Origin of the sequence: Gordonia sp. (in: high G+C Gram-positive bacteria), from assembly GCF_047600385.1 — a bacterium.
GTDB lineage: Bacteria > Actinomycetota > Actinomycetes > Mycobacteriales > Mycobacteriaceae > Gordonia.
On record NZ_JASGKZ010000001.1, the window covers coordinates 2,462,565 to 2,475,996 of the forward strand.

Genomic DNA, 13,432 nt, shown 5'->3' on the forward strand with positions numbered 1-13,432 from the left:
CGAGGGAGATCACCGGCGATCGATCATCGGGCATCACTTCTTCAGAAGGGTGGTGGTCCGAGGTCTCGGTCTGCGTGTGCGCGTGCGCGGCGGAGGCGAGCCCGCGCGGCCCGCCGCCAGGCGTGCTTGTACGCGGTGACGGCCTGGATTCCTCCGCCTGCGGGTGGTCGTGGATCGTCCGGTGACGACGGGTGGTTCGGCTCCCGTCCGCTTTCTCGTCTGTTCTCGGGTTCGGGCATGCGGTGGTGGCCGCAGCGTAGATGTTTCAGTTGTGGGAGGAGCCACCGGTTGGGTGCGCGGGTGTCGACGGTGATGCCGTGGACCGTGATCGAGGTCCGCGGGGTGCCGTCGTCGGGGTCGATCCACAGGTCGTCGACCCATCCTTTCGCCGGATTCGTCGCCCCGAGATGGGTCTTCAACAGGTGGTGTTTGAGGCACTTCGGTGCGAGATTGCACAAGCAGGTGGGCCCTCCCGAGGCCGGACAGCGGTGGTCGAACTCGGCGATGTGATCGAGGTGGCACGACCAGGCCGGGTGCTCACACCCGGGGAGAGTGCAGGTCCCGAAGAGCGCTCGGACCAGGGCATCGAGGGTTGCGGTCGGGCGGTAGGGGTCGGCGGCCCGGCTGGTGTTGTCGATCCGCATGAGACGTCCCGGAGTCGCGAGATGTTCCAGAGTCGTGAGATGTTCCGGGGCCGCGGGATGCTCCGGAAATAGGCGGTGTCGCCGGGGAGTCGAGAGGCCGGTGTCGGTGGCCGACGCGCTGGTCCCGGAGGCTGAACTTGGACTGGTAGCGACCTCTTCGGGTTCTCCTTCGGCGGCTTCTTCGGCGTCGGCACCGTGGCCCTCGGCCGGGATGGTGCCGACGGTTGGGCGGGGATCGTCGCCCACGGCGTTGTCCCGGCCGGGGGCGGCATGTTCCTCGGCGGTGTCGGTGTGCTCGGTGGTGCTGCCGTCCCCGGTGTTGTCGTATTCAGTGCTGTGGTCTCTGGTGGTGTGGCTGCCGGTCGCGGCATCTCGGCCTGCTGAGGTGTCGCGCTCGCGGGTGGTGCGGCCTGTGGTGTCGCAGTCTGGGATGGTGTGGTCGAGGCTGGTGTGGAGGTCGTCGAGGTCCAGGTCCCGGACGATGGCGTCGGGACGCTGCGCCAGCTCCCGCACGTGTGCGGCGCGGATCGGGCCGTGTCCGTCCAGGTGAGCCGGTAGAGCGTTCTCGCCGGCCAGCGTCGATTTCTGGCAGACCGCGTGAATCACGATCGCGGCCTGGCGTTGGGAGATCTGCTGCTCATCGAGTTCAGCAGTGCACGCCTCTTTCGCGGCGCAGGCGCAGGTGAAGGGGAGCCGGCGGAGGCGCGCGATCGCGGCGGCCGAACGCCGTTGCCCGATCGTGCGGGGATCATTCGGGCAGCACGCCGCCGCGAGGACGTTCACCGCTTCTTGGGCCAGTCGTGTCTCCTCGGCATCGGCGGTGACGTGCAGCCCACCGAGGCCGTCGGGGTAGTCACGGTGGGTGACGTTCTTCTTGCGGTTCTTCTTCTCGTAGCGGCGCTTGACGGCGTCGGTGTCATGAGTCTCGACGATCCGGTCGGCGATCCTGCTCGCGGCTGTGACTGAGATGTGCCCGGCCTCGGACAATGATCGGGCGAGGCTGTGGTCGATGGTGTGCAGTGTTTCGCGGTCGTCGACGATGTCGGTGCGGTCGACCACGGTGGTGAACACCGCCGGGTCGATGACCCCGTCCCGCAGCAGGGCGGCGGTGGAAGGGAGTCGGTCGGTAGCGGCGACTGCCTCACCCGCCAAGGCTTTCGCCTGGAAGGCGGGGAGGGCGAAGACGATCGCGACTTCTTCGATGGTGACCGTCCACGGATCGAACAGATCCCGCTGATCCTCACCACCGTCGATGAGGTCGGCGAGCCGGCCGAGGGTGATCTCCAGGAACTCGGCGACCGCGGTCAGTTGCGACCAGCGTAGGAAGGCTTCCCCGCGATGCGCGGCGGCGGCGAACAGCAGCCAGTCTCGGCCCTGGGTCTCCTCGTTCGTCCTGGGATCGGGCGGTGTCATGCCGACACCGGTGAGATCGAGCTGAGTCCAGGGTGAAGCGCCGTCGTCACGATGGATCATGGTGCACCTCCTGTGCCCGGTTCGACGAGTGTTCTGGCGAACGGATCGTCGTGCCTGTGTTCGATCGATCGGACCCTTGTGGTCGGTTCCGGTGTGATCTACGCTACTCTCATGAAGCGAATCGATCAAGTGTTCGATATGAAGGGAATTCCTCTCTTACCTCGCAGGTCAGAGGAATCCGGGGTGGGAGCGGTCATCGTCGGCGCGAGTGTTGCTCGGGGGAATGATCCGTGAGTGAGCGTCCAAGGGGCGCGAGATAGGGGGAGCGACTGTTCGAATGCGTTCGGGCTCGGACGGCGGCCTGCGGGCGGGTGTTCCACGAGCCGTCGAGACGGACGAGACGTTCGTAGAGGGAGGTGATACGTCGAGAGGGTGAGGAGAGGTGCTTGTACTCGGTCAGTCGAACCGGATGTGCCGGAGGGAGACCAGGGTCTGCCGGACGCGGCGTCGCAGCGGGCCGGCGCTGTCGGGGGCGAGCCGGATTCCGGTCAGGTCGGCGATGCGCTCGGCGACCTGCGGCACGGTGAGCCCGTCGGTGATGACGTGCTCGGCGAACGCCGGGCCGTGCAGGGATTCCAGACAGGGTTCGATCCGCTCGATCGCGAAGTCGTCCGGTGGCTGGAACGGGAGTGTTCGGCTCTCGAGTCGGGCACGCACGGTGTCCGGTTCGGCCAGCAGGGTGACGTGGCGGATGTCGTGGCCGTCGTTCCGGAGTCGTCCGACGGTCTCGTCGAGGTATGTCGGATCGGTGATCGTCATCGGTGCGACGACGATCCCGTCGCGGGCGCGGAGAACGCGGTCGAGGACTTCGTAGACGCCCTGCCGCCAGGCCGGGAAATCCTGGAAATCACCACGCAGATCCGGCGGCAGCATCCGGTTCAGGCCGAATCCGGGGAGTTCGGGATCGCACACCTCGCTACCGGGAAGACGCCGGTGGATCTCGAACGCGGTCTGCGTCTTGCCTGCCCCGAACGGTCCGTTGATCCACACCAGCATGGCGCGAGCCTACGCGGTGGATCGTCGACCGCGGCTGCACGACGCCTCGGCCCGGTTCGGGTGCTACTCGATCCCACCGCCGGGAACGCGGTGCCGAGCACAGAGAGCGGATCCGGCAGCGCTGGATCGACCGATTCGGTCGGTGGACGGGCAGGGAACGGCCGCGGTAGTCGCCTGCGTCGTCGACGCGGAGCCTCGAAGGGGTCGTCGCCGCTTCGTTCCTCGGAGGGTTCAGCCGTCGGATCGAGGCGTGCGTACGGTTCGCGGTGTCGGCGGATCTCCGGGAGACGGTGCCGGTGCGCCGATCTCCGCCTGGGCTTCGATGGCGACCTGGGCGCGACCGGCCGCCGGATCCCACATGTCCTGGAACGGTCCGACGAGAGAACCGCCGAGACCGCGGCGCCGAGCCCGGGACGCGGCCCAGCCGAACCCGCCCGCGATCAGCACGATGGGCGAGACGGTCAGGAGGATCCATACGACGTCCGGCACGTCGACGAGTCTAGGGCAGTCGGCGCGGCCGACGGTCTGCGATGGAGCGGCGTTCGAGGAACTGGGATCGCACAGTCCTGCCGTACCTCGTCCAAATCGTGAACTCGCTCGGGGAGCAGGACGACCGGCCGCGGATCGGACCTCGACCGACGGAGACGGTGATGCGTCCTCGCCTCGGTCGTCGAAAACGGTTCAGCTGTCGAGAACGGTTCAGCTGTCGAGGGAGGTGAGGACTCGCGGTCCGTCGTCGGTGACCGCCACGGTGTGCTCCGAGTGCGCGGCGGGGAGGCCGTCGGCCATCCGGAGGGTCCAACCGTCCGCGTCCTTCACGAGTCGGTCCGTGCCGAGACCCCACCACGGTTCGATCGCGAGCACCAGGCCCGGACGCAACTTCACGCCCCTGCCCGGTCGGCCGCGATTCGGCAGATGCGGGTCCTCGTGCATGGTGCGGCCGATCCCGTGGCCGCCGTATTCGGTGTTCACCCGGTACCCGCCTGCTTGTGCGACGGCGCCGATCGCCGATGAGAGGTCGCCGAGCCGGTTGCCGGGAACCGCGGCGGCGATACCCGCCGCGCGAGCTCGCACGGTGGAGTCGATCAACGCGGCGGCCTCCGTCGTCTGATCGCCGACCTGGACGGTGACCGACGTATCGGCGGCCCACCCGTCGATCGTGACGGCGAAATCACAGGTCAGCACGTCTCCGTTGCGGAGGGTGTAGTCGTGCGGCTTGCCGTGGAGGACGGCGGCGTTCACCGACAGGCAGACGACGTTCCGGAAGGGGCCGCGACCGAACGACGGCGCGTAATCCCAGTAACAGGACACGGCGCCGCGCTCGCTGATCATCGTGCGTGCCCGCTGCTCCAGGTCCAGGAGATTCACGCCGGGCTCGGCTCGTCCGGAGAGATCCTGCAGTACGGACGCGACGAAGCGGCCCGTCACCGCCATCTTGTCGATCTCGGAGGGTGTCTTCAGTTCGATCATCGGCAGGAATCCCCTTCTTGGTATTTTAATACCAAGAAGGTAACACGATTGCCCGGTAAAGAAATACCGGTACCATCGGGGTCATGGTTCGCGTCCCCCTGACCCCTGAACAGATCGCCGCCGGCTGCCGTCTGGGAGTCTTCCTCCGGCAGGCCCGCGCCGGTCGTGACCTCGAGTCGGTGGCCGCCGAGGCGGGCATCTCGCCCGAGACCTTGCGGAAGATCGAAGCGGGTCGGATCTCCACCCCGAGCTTCGGAACGGTCGTCGCGATCTGCGGAGCGCTGAAGCTGCCGGTCGCCGACGCCGCCGAGGCCTGGGCGGCACGGGTGGACGACTCCCTCGCGATGTGACCCGGCGGTTTCCATAGGGATCCAGACCGCGATTCGCCGAGGGTGGCGCGGGAACTGCTGTGCCGGTGCAGCCGACGGTGAAGTCGAGTCGGTGGGTCTAGGGTCGAGGTGTGTTCGAGTTCGAGGAGTCCGATCCGTCCATCGTCGATCTCGCGGTGTTCGTCGAGCAGCCGCCGGGGGTCGTGTGGCGCGCTCTGACCGAGCCGGACGTCATCACCCGGTGGCTCGCGCCGACCGTCGGCTTCGAGGCCGAGGTCGGGACGACTTTCATCGTTCAGGTCCCGGTCCAGGACAAGCCTGCCGCCGAGATGGCATGCCAAGTCGTCGTCGCCGACGAGCCTGAGCACCTGGCCTACAGCTGGACCGATCTGCGTGGAGATCCACCTATGCGGTGGATGATCGACTACCGGCTTGAGTCGCATGGCCGGAACACGCGGCTGTTCCTCCGGATGAGCGGATTCGACGTAGAGGACCGCTATCAGAAGTTCGCGCGCAACGGCATCGAACGATCATGGGACCGGACTCTGCTGCCGAAACTGGCAGCGGTGGCGAACTCGCTGGGTGATGACGCCGACCGGTGACGGGGGTTCATTCCCACCGGTCGACCGACCGCGTCGAGATCGGAAGTCTTCACCGGAACCTACACCGCGGTTCTTCACCCAGAATCTGTGTTTATGCAGTTCCAGTGCGCGCAGTAGGGATCGAACCTACGACCGCTGGTGTGTAAAACCAGTGCTCTACCGCTGAGCTATACGCGCGGATCGCGACGCTCGCGCGTCGACTCCATGAAAGATACCGGTCACTCGGGCCAGTCCCAAACTCTTACGGCGGGGCCCGCGTGAGGAGGGGACCGAGGTCCCCGACGAGTGATTCCCGATCGTCGGCACCCGTGCGGTGGAGACTTCGACACCGGACGCTCACTTCGTTCGCGGCCGGGCTCAGCCGACGGTGGCGACGAAGTCGAACCGGGTATTCGACGGTAGTGGCGAGACCGAACCGGGCACAGGCGTCGACGGCGGCGACGAGAGTGAACCGGGCACCGGCGGCGACGGGCCGACGAGGGGCACGAGGTCGAGGAACGATCCGTGGCGGAGGTCCGCCGCCTATGTGACCGGGCCGCCTATGTGACCGGGGAGTGCGCGAAGATCTACAGGCATGTCGTCGCTCCGCGCCCGGGTCCGCCGTCCGCTCCTCCGTCGTCTCACCGTTCTCGCCGGGGCCGCGGTCCTGGCCGGGAGCATCGTGTTCGTCGGCACCGGAGTCGCAGACGCGAAACCGTATCCGGTCGTCACCGATGCCGGTGCGGCCAGTGTGACCGGCGATCTGGCACCCGCCGAGGCGTCGCCGCCGGGCGCCGACGTGCAGGGCTGCCGAAGCGATGCGCCGCCCGTCGTCCTGCTGCACGGCACCGCGCAGAACCAGATGTCGGCGTGGCAGTACCTGGCCCCGACGCTCGCCAACCGCGGATACTGCGTCCACAGCCTCACCTACGGGCAGGCGAGCTGGAGCGCCCAGGTCGGCGGGCTCGGCAAACGGGAGACCTCGGCCCGGCAGGTCGCGGCGTTCGTCGACGACGTGCTCGCCGCCAGCGGCGCGAAGCAGATCGACCTGATCGGATTCTCCCAGGGCAGCGCCGTCGCACAGCTCTTCACCCAGCTGCCCGGCCGCGCGGCACAGGTCCGGAACCTGATCGGGCTGGGGCCGTCGAACCGGGGCATCTCGAAGGTCGGGTCCATCGCCGACCGGCTCCCCGCACGGGCACCGGGCGAGAACGACTGGGGTCCGCTCCACTCCGACATCCGCTACCTGATGATCATGACCCGCCACGACGAGGTCGCGACCCCGTACCGGCACGGATTCCTGCCGAAACGCCCGAACGTGCGCAACGTGGTGGTGCAGGACCGTTGCCCGAACGACCGCGTCGGCCACCTCGGGCTGCCCTACGACAGCTGGGTCGGCGGGGTGGTGCTGAACACCCTGTCCGGCGGCACCGACACGGTGCGCTGCACCTCCGGATACCCGCTGTAGCAGCAGGGGCGGCGAATCGGGCGTCGTTCGGATCACGGCGATCACAAGGGTGTCCGCGCGCCCCGGACCTCCGTAAGAAGAGAGGGGCCGGGTCGCGCGATCCGGATCGCCCACGGATCCGAAAGGACGCCCGCACATGACCGCCATCATCAACCGCCCCGTCACCGGCCAGATCACCGCAGGACGGGAACTCGACGTGACACCGCTCGGGCCGCGTTTCGGCGCCGAGATCAGCGGGATCGACGTCGCCGCCGCGGACGACGGCCAGGTGACTCTGCTGCGCGAAGCGCTCGTCGAATACAAGGTGCTCGTCCTGCGCGACCAGCACATCGACGACGAGACGCACATCCGTCTGGCGCAGCGGCTCGGCGAGCTCACCGTCGGGCATCCGGTTTGGGACAGCGGCGCCGACGTCCCCGACGAGGTGTTCGCGCTCGACAGCGCCGACAACGGTTTCGCCGACGTCTGGCACACCGACGTCACCTTCATGCCGCGTCCGCCCGCAGGGTCGATCCTGCGGCCGCTGGTGCTCCCGCCCAGCGGCGGCGACACCAACTGGGCCGACGGCGAACTGGCGTATCAGTCGCTGTCGGAGCCGTTGCGGCGGCTCGCCGACGAGCTGTACGCCTACCACGACGGCAACCGCGAGTTCGGCTACTACCTCCGCCAGCGCCGCGGCGGCGTCGGCAACCTCTGGGAGGGCGAGCGGGTGACCGAACTGACCCCGGTCCGACATCCGGTGGTGCGCATCCATCCGGAGTCGGGCCGCAAGGCGCTCTTCGTCAACCCCGGTTTCACCTCGCACATCGAGGGCGTGTCCGACGCGGAGAGCCGCGGCCTGCTCGACGTCTTCTACGCGCACCTGACCAAGCCGGAACACATCGTCCGGCACCGCTGGCGTCTCGGCGACCTGGTGCTGTGGGACAACCGGAACACGGTGCACTACGCCAACCGCGACTACCTGCCGCAGCGGCGGGTGATGCATCGGGTGACCCTGCGCGGCACCGAACCCTTCGGTCCGAGCGACTCGTGAACCTCGGGAACTATGTGGAGGGGCGCGAGCGGATGCTCGCGTTCCTGACGTACCAGCACGCGTCGCTCGCGTTCCAGACGGTGCTGGTCGGGACGCTGGTCGCGATCGTGATCGCGGTGGCGGCGTACCGGTCTCCGATCGCGGCGGCGCTGACCCTGACCTCCAGCCGGGTCGCCCTGACCATCCCGACGCTGGCGCTGCTGGCCCTGCTGATCGTGCCGTTCGGGCTGGGCGTGGTGCCGTCGTTCCTCATGCTGGCCTTCTTCGCCGCGATGCCGGTGATCGGCAACGCGATCGTCGGTCTGCGGTCGGTGCCGCCGAGCCTGGTCGAGGCCGCGCGCGGGATCGGACTGCCGCGCTGGCGGGTGCTGCTGACCGTGGAACTGCCGATGGCGTGGCCGGTGATCCTCACCGGCGTCCGCGTGTCGACGCAGATGATCGTCGGTGTCGCCGCCATCGTCGCCTACGTGCTCGGACCCGGTCTGGGCTCGCTGATCTTCCACGGCCTCGCCCGGCTGGGCGGCGCCAACGCGCTGGAGATGGCCGTCACCGGAACCGTGCTGATCGTCGTCATCGCGCTCGTCTTCGATGCACTCCTCGTCCTGCTCGGACGACTGACCGTTCCGAGAGGACTCACATGACCGCCGACCCCACCGAGACGGCGCCGGAGATCACCGGCGCCTCCATCACGCTGCACGGCGTGCAGAAACACTTCCGCGGACAGACCGAACCGGCCGTCGCCGCACTCGATCTGCAGATCGAGGCCGGCGAGGTGGTCGCCTTCGTCGGGCCGTCCGGCTGCGGCAAGACGACCACCCTGAAGATGATCAATCGGCTGATCGAGCCGACCTCCGGCCGGATCCTGATCGACGGCCGCGACGTGACGGGCGAGGACCCGGACAGGCTGCGGCAGTCGATCGGCTACGTGATCCAGTCCGGCGGCCTGTTCCCGCACTGGACGGTCGACCGCAACGTCGGCGCCGTCCCGCGCCTGCTCGGCTGGGACCGGCGCCGCATCGCCGAACGCACCGAGTATCTGCTCGATCTGGTCGGACTGGATCCGGCCGAGTTCGGCGGGCGCCTCCCGAAGGACATGTCCGGCGGTCAGCAGCAGCGCGTCGGCGTCGCCCGGGCCCTCGCGGCCGATCCGCCGATCCTCCTGATGGACGAGCCCTTCGGCGCCGTCGACCCCCTCACCCGAGTCCGGTTGCAGGACAGCCTGATCGCGATCCACCAGGAACTGCGCAAGACGATCGTGATCGTCACCCACGACTTCGAGGAGGCCACCAAACTCGGCGACAAGGTGCTCATCCTGTCCGAGGGCGGGCACGTCGAGCAGTACGCGAGCCCCGCCGAGATCCTGGCGAGCCCCGCCAACGACTTCGTCGCCGAGTTCATCGGCTCCGGCGCCACGCTGGCGCAGCTCTCGCTGACCAGGGTCGAGGACGTCGACTTCGAGCCCGTCACGACCGCGCGCGTCGGCGAACCCTCGGGGAGCGTCATCGCCCGGGCCCGGGCGGCGGGCAGCGACTGGGTGGTCGTGATCGACGACGACGATGCGCCTCTCGCCTGGCCGTCACTGGCCGAGATCGCCTCGACCGGGGAGGTCGCCGGCTTCACCGATCCGCGGCTGCCCGTCGTGGCGCCGTCGTCGACCCTCAACGATGCCCTCGACCAGATGCTGGCCGCCAGTCAGGGCGGTGCGCTGGTCGCGGTGCCGGGCGGCCGACTGCTCGGCTGGGTGCGCATCGGCACGATCATGGAGGTGATCCGCGGACAGCTCGAGGCGGCCAACCCGGACGAGCCCGGCTACGTCGAGTTCGCCGAGGCCGAAGCGGATCCCGGGGGAGAGCGGTGAGCGCCCCGATCCTGAACGGCGGTCCGGACTCCGCGGACACGCCCGGGACGCCGCCGGACGGATCCGGGAGCCCGGCGGCCCGGTGGTTCCGGCGCCTGCCGGTGGACGTCTGGTTCGAGCCGCTCGTGATCGTCACGGTCGCCGCGGTCTTCGCCGCCTGGTACACGCTGACCGACTTCACCGCCAACGAACTGGCCCAGCTCGAATGGTCGGTGCTGGGCACGACCATCGGCGACCACATCGAGCTGACGGTGACCGCCGCGGCGATCGTCCTGATGATCGCCGTTCCACTCGGGGTGCTGCTGACACGGCCGGCGCTGAGACGGTTGACCCCGGTCGCGGTGGGCATCGCCAACATCGGCCAGGCCGCCCCGGCCGTCGGACTCCTGGTGCTGTTCACCTTCGCGTTCGGCACCGGATTCCGCACCGCGGTGATCGGCCTGGTGGTCTACGCGGTGCTGCCGATCCTGCAGAACACGATCGTCGGACTGCGGCAGGTGGACGGGCGCGTGGTGGAGGCCGCCCGCGGCATCGGTCTCTCCGGTGTCCGCACGCTGTTCCAGGTGGAGCTGCCGCTGGCGGTGCCGGTGATCCTGAACGGGGTGCGCACCGCGCTGGTGATCCTGGTCGGCACGGCGACGCTGAGCACCTTCATCGGCGCCACCAGCCTGGGAACGCTGATCACCACCGGCATCACCCTGTTCCGGCCGAATCTGCTCATCGCCGGCGCCGTGCTGGTCGCATTGCTGGCCCTGATCGTCGACTGGCTCGGCCGGCTGGTGGAGCTGGCGGCCACCCCGAGGGGACTCACATGAGAAGAACGCTCACCGTACTGCTGCTCACCGCCGTCGTCGCCCTGGGGTCGGCCGGTTGCGGTCTGGTCAGTTCGTCGGGGACCTTCCACAGCGCCCGACTGCCCGACGGGGAGCGGCCGCTGGACGGCGCGCGGATCACCGTGACGTCGAAGGCGTTCACCGAACAGGTGATCCTCGGCAAGATCGCCGCGACCTACCTCGCCGCGGCCGGCGCCGACGTGACCGACATGACGGGGGCGCCGGGCGCGGCCTCGTCCCGGCAGGCCCAGCTCGACGGCGAGACGGACCTGCAGTGGGAGTACACCGGCACCGGCTGGGTGATCTACCACGAGAGGTCCGAGTCGATCAGCGACCCGCAACGGCTGTGGCAGGCGGTGCACGACGTCGAACTCGACCGGAACCGGCTGGTGTGGCTGCCGCCGTCGCGGATCAACAACACCTACGCCTTCGCGGCCTCGCCGGAGACCGCGGCACGCCTGGGCACCGAGACGCTCTCCGACGTGGCCGCGCTGCCGGTCGCGGACCGGACGTTCTGCGTCGACGACGAGTTCTTCAGCCGATCGGACGGGTTCCTGCCGATGCTGAAGGCGTACGGGATCCCGTACGACACCCCGGACGGGGTGCCGCAGGGCAACGTCACGCGGATGGACTCGGGCGTCATCTACACCTCCACCGCACACGGTCGCCCCTGCAACTTCGGGATGGTCTTCTCCACCGACGGCCGGATCCCCAACCTGAACCTGCAGATCATGGACGACGACCGGAGGTTCTTCCTGCCGTACAGCGGCAGCGTGGTGGTCCGCGAGGAGGTCCTCGACCGGCACCCCGAGATCCGCGGGCTCATGGAGAAGGTGTCGGCCGGGCTCGACGACGACACGATCCGCGAACTGAACCGGCGCGTCGACATCGACGGGGAGGAGCCCGCCGACGTCGCCGACGACTGGCTGATCTCGCAGAAGCTGGTGTCGTCGGACTGACCCGCCGGCGGAGCAGCCCCCGGAGGGCGGGGTCTACGGATCGTGCAGGGGCGGGGCGTTCCGGATGAACGCCGTCACCTGGTCGCCGGACAGCAGCCGCGACGGCTCCGGGTCGCTGCGCAGCGTGCGCTGAAGCTCCGGCGAGTCGGGGAGCGGACCGTCACTCGCGACGACGACGATGTTGCCGCTCCGCCGCCCCTTGAACATGGCCGGATCGGAGATCAGCTCGACGTGGTCGAACACCTCGGCGACGGTGGCCGCCTCCATCCGCGCCGACAGCAGCGCGCGCCGGTCGCCGACGTTGACCACGTACAGTCCGCCGGGCGCCAGGACGCGCCGCACGGCGCGGGTGAACTCCACCGTCTTCAGGTGCAGCGGGGTCACCGATTCGGCGAAGGCATCGCGGATCACGACGTCGCGGGTGTGCTCGGTGAGCGATTCGGTCACCTCGCGGGCGTCTCCGACGCGGATCCGCAGTCGCGGGGCGCGCGGGAGGTCGAACCATTCGCGGGCCAGGCGGGCGAGTTCGGCGTCGATCTCGACGGCCACGTGCCGCGACCTGGGGTACCGGTGCGCCAGATACCGGGGGAGCGCGCACGCCGCGGCCCCCAGGTGCAGCACGCGCAGCGGCGTCGCCGGATCCGGGTGCGCGTCGGCGACGGCCGCGGCCATCTGACGCATGTACTCGAACTCGAGGTTCTCCGGATCGAACGGGTCGACGTGGCTGCTCTGCGCACCGTTGACGGTGAGCAGCCAGCCGCCGGCGCCGTCGCCGGTCAGTTCGGCCGTGCCGGTGGAGATCGGGAAACTGCCCGCTGCGGGTCTGGGTGCCTGTGCCATCGCAGGTGATGGTAGCCGGGTCGTTAGGATCACCGCGTGCGCAGGGAGACGGGGCAGGCGATCGGGATGGCGGCCGGGACGGTGGCCGACCTGGCCTTCGGCGATCCGCGGCGAGGACATCCCGTGGCGGTGTTCGGCGGCGCGGTGGCCGCCGCGGAGAAACGCGTCTACCGCGACACCCGGCCGGCCGGCGCGGGTTTCGCGGTCTTCTGGGTCGTCGCGGCGGCCCTGGCCGGGGCCGCGGCCGGACGTGCGGGCGCCGCCGGCACCGCGGCCGTCACGTTCTCCTCGGTGGGCGGCACCACGCTGTGCCGGATCGGCGACCGGATCGCCGACGCCCTCGACGCCGGTGACGTCGAGGCGGCCCGCGCGATCCTGCCCAGTCTCGTCGGCCGCGATCCGAGTCTGCTCGACGAGGCCGGGATCTGCCGCGCCGCCGTCGAATCGATCGCCGAGAACACCTCCGACGCGACCGTCGCCCCCCTCCTGTGGGGCGCCGCCGCGGGCGACGCGGGGATCGCCGGCTATCGCGCGGTGAACACCCTCGACGCCATGATCGGCTACCGTTCGCCCCGCTACCGGCGCTTCGGCTGGGCCGCGGCCCGCCTCGACGACGCCGCCAACCTGGGGCCGGCCCGCGTCACGGCCGTCCTCGCCGGACTGCTCGGCGGCCACCCCGTCCGCACCGCGCGCGCGGTGCGCCGCGACGCCGCCGCGCACCCGAGCCCGAACGCGGGCGTGGTGGAGGCGGCGTTCGCGGGCGCGCTCGGGATCTCGCTCGGCGGCCGGACGGTGTACGCCCACGGTGCCGAGGACCGACCCGTCCTGGGCGACGGACCGGCGCCGCTCGCGGCGGATCTGCGGGCCGCGGTCCGGCTCTCCCGGCGGGTGCAGATCGCGAGCGCGGGACTGGCCGTGGCCGCCCGATGGGCGCGCGGCAGATAGCCG

Annotated in this window: 14 protein-coding genes and 1 tRNA gene; 9 read left to right on the top strand and 6 right to left on the bottom strand. The window is 69.6% G+C overall.

Annotated features, from left to right (window positions below):
- Positions 1 to 41: 41 nt before the first annotated feature.
- The 4 genes from QM809_RS11055 to map form a co-directional block, all read right to left on the bottom strand.
- The gene (locus QM809_RS11055) at positions 42 to 2,117 is read right to left on the bottom strand and encodes a DUF222 domain-containing protein (RefSeq protein WP_415045839.1); all 2,076 of its coding nucleotides are present in this window, start codon (positions 2,115 to 2,117) and stop codon (positions 42 to 44) included.
- A 396-nt stretch (positions 2,118 to 2,513) separates the two neighbouring features.
- A complete protein-coding gene (locus tag QM809_RS11060; protein ID WP_415045840.1) occupies positions 2,514 to 3,113 on the bottom strand; it encodes an AAA family ATPase in 600 nt (199 codons plus the stop codon).
- 231 nt (positions 3,114 to 3,344) lie between these two features.
- On the bottom strand, positions 3,345 to 3,602 hold the full coding sequence (locus QM809_RS11065; protein ID WP_415045841.1) for a hypothetical protein: 258 nt from the start codon (positions 3,600 to 3,602) through the stop codon (positions 3,345 to 3,347).
- Positions 3,603 to 3,812: 210 nt separating this feature from the next.
- Complete coding sequence (gene map, locus QM809_RS11070; RefSeq protein WP_415045842.1) at positions 3,813 to 4,583, bottom strand: type I methionyl aminopeptidase; 771 nt, start codon at positions 4,581 to 4,583, stop codon at positions 3,813 to 3,815.
- Between the two features lie 83 nt (positions 4,584 to 4,666).
- Here map and QM809_RS11075 point away from each other — a divergent pair, with 83 nt between their 5' ends.
- Together QM809_RS11075 and QM809_RS11080 are read left to right on the top strand one after the other, a co-directional pair.
- Entirely contained in the window at positions 4,667 to 4,933 is a 267-nt protein-coding gene (locus tag QM809_RS11075) for a helix-turn-helix transcriptional regulator (RefSeq protein ID WP_415045843.1), read from the top strand.
- A gap of 110 nt (positions 4,934 to 5,043) precedes the next feature.
- Complete coding sequence (locus QM809_RS11080) at positions 5,044 to 5,514, top strand: SRPBCC family protein (protein WP_415045845.1); 471 nt, start codon at positions 5,044 to 5,046, stop codon at positions 5,512 to 5,514.
- 105 nt (positions 5,515 to 5,619) lie between these two features.
- Here QM809_RS11080 and QM809_RS11085 read toward each other — a convergent pair.
- Positions 5,620 to 5,691, bottom strand: a tRNA-Val gene (locus QM809_RS11085).
- 397 nt (positions 5,692 to 6,088) lie between these two features.
- Between QM809_RS11085 and QM809_RS11090 the strand changes: the two genes are divergently transcribed.
- From QM809_RS11090 to QM809_RS11115, 6 genes are all read left to right on the top strand, one after another.
- Positions 6,089 to 6,961: an esterase/lipase family protein gene (locus tag QM809_RS11090; protein ID WP_415045846.1), complete on the top strand. Its 873-nt coding sequence runs from the start codon at positions 6,089 to 6,091 to the stop codon at positions 6,959 to 6,961.
- Between the two features lie 136 nt (positions 6,962 to 7,097).
- Positions 7,098 to 7,994 carry a TauD/TfdA dioxygenase family protein gene (locus tag QM809_RS11095; RefSeq protein ID WP_415045847.1) on the top strand — a complete coding sequence of 299 codons (897 nt, stop codon included), beginning with the start codon at positions 7,098 to 7,100 and terminating at the stop codon, positions 7,992 to 7,994.
- Positions 7,995 to 8,026: 32 nt separating this feature from the next.
- Positions 8,027 to 8,635 carry an ABC transporter permease gene (locus QM809_RS11100; protein ID WP_415047061.1) on the top strand — a complete coding sequence of 203 codons (609 nt, stop codon included), beginning with the start codon at positions 8,027 to 8,029 and terminating at the stop codon, positions 8,633 to 8,635.
- Positions 8,632 to 9,852 carry an ATP-binding cassette domain-containing protein gene (locus QM809_RS11105; protein WP_415045848.1) on the top strand — a complete coding sequence of 407 codons (1,221 nt, stop codon included), beginning with the start codon at positions 8,632 to 8,634 and terminating at the stop codon, positions 9,850 to 9,852. Before QM809_RS11100 ends, QM809_RS11105 begins: the two co-directional genes overlap by 4 nt.
- Positions 9,853 to 9,947: 95 nt before the next feature.
- Entirely contained in the window at positions 9,948 to 10,667 is a 720-nt protein-coding gene (locus QM809_RS11110; protein WP_415047062.1) for an ABC transporter permease, read from the top strand.
- A complete protein-coding gene (locus tag QM809_RS11115) occupies positions 10,664 to 11,644 on the top strand; it encodes a glycine betaine ABC transporter substrate-binding protein (protein ID WP_415045849.1) in 981 nt (326 codons plus the stop codon). Before QM809_RS11110 ends, QM809_RS11115 begins: the two co-directional genes overlap by 4 nt.
- Positions 11,645 to 11,677: 33 nt before the next feature.
- Here QM809_RS11115 and QM809_RS11120 read toward each other — a convergent pair whose 3' ends face one another.
- A complete protein-coding gene (locus QM809_RS11120; RefSeq protein WP_415045850.1) occupies positions 11,678 to 12,484 on the bottom strand; it encodes a spermidine synthase in 807 nt (268 codons plus the stop codon).
- A gap of 36 nt (positions 12,485 to 12,520) precedes the next feature.
- Here QM809_RS11120 and QM809_RS11125 point away from each other — a divergent pair, with 36 nt between their 5' ends.
- Positions 12,521 to 13,429, top strand: a complete 909-nt coding sequence (locus QM809_RS11125) for a cobalamin biosynthesis protein (RefSeq protein ID WP_415045851.1) — start codon at positions 12,521 to 12,523, stop codon at positions 13,427 to 13,429.
- Positions 13,430 to 13,432 lie beyond the last annotated feature (3 nt).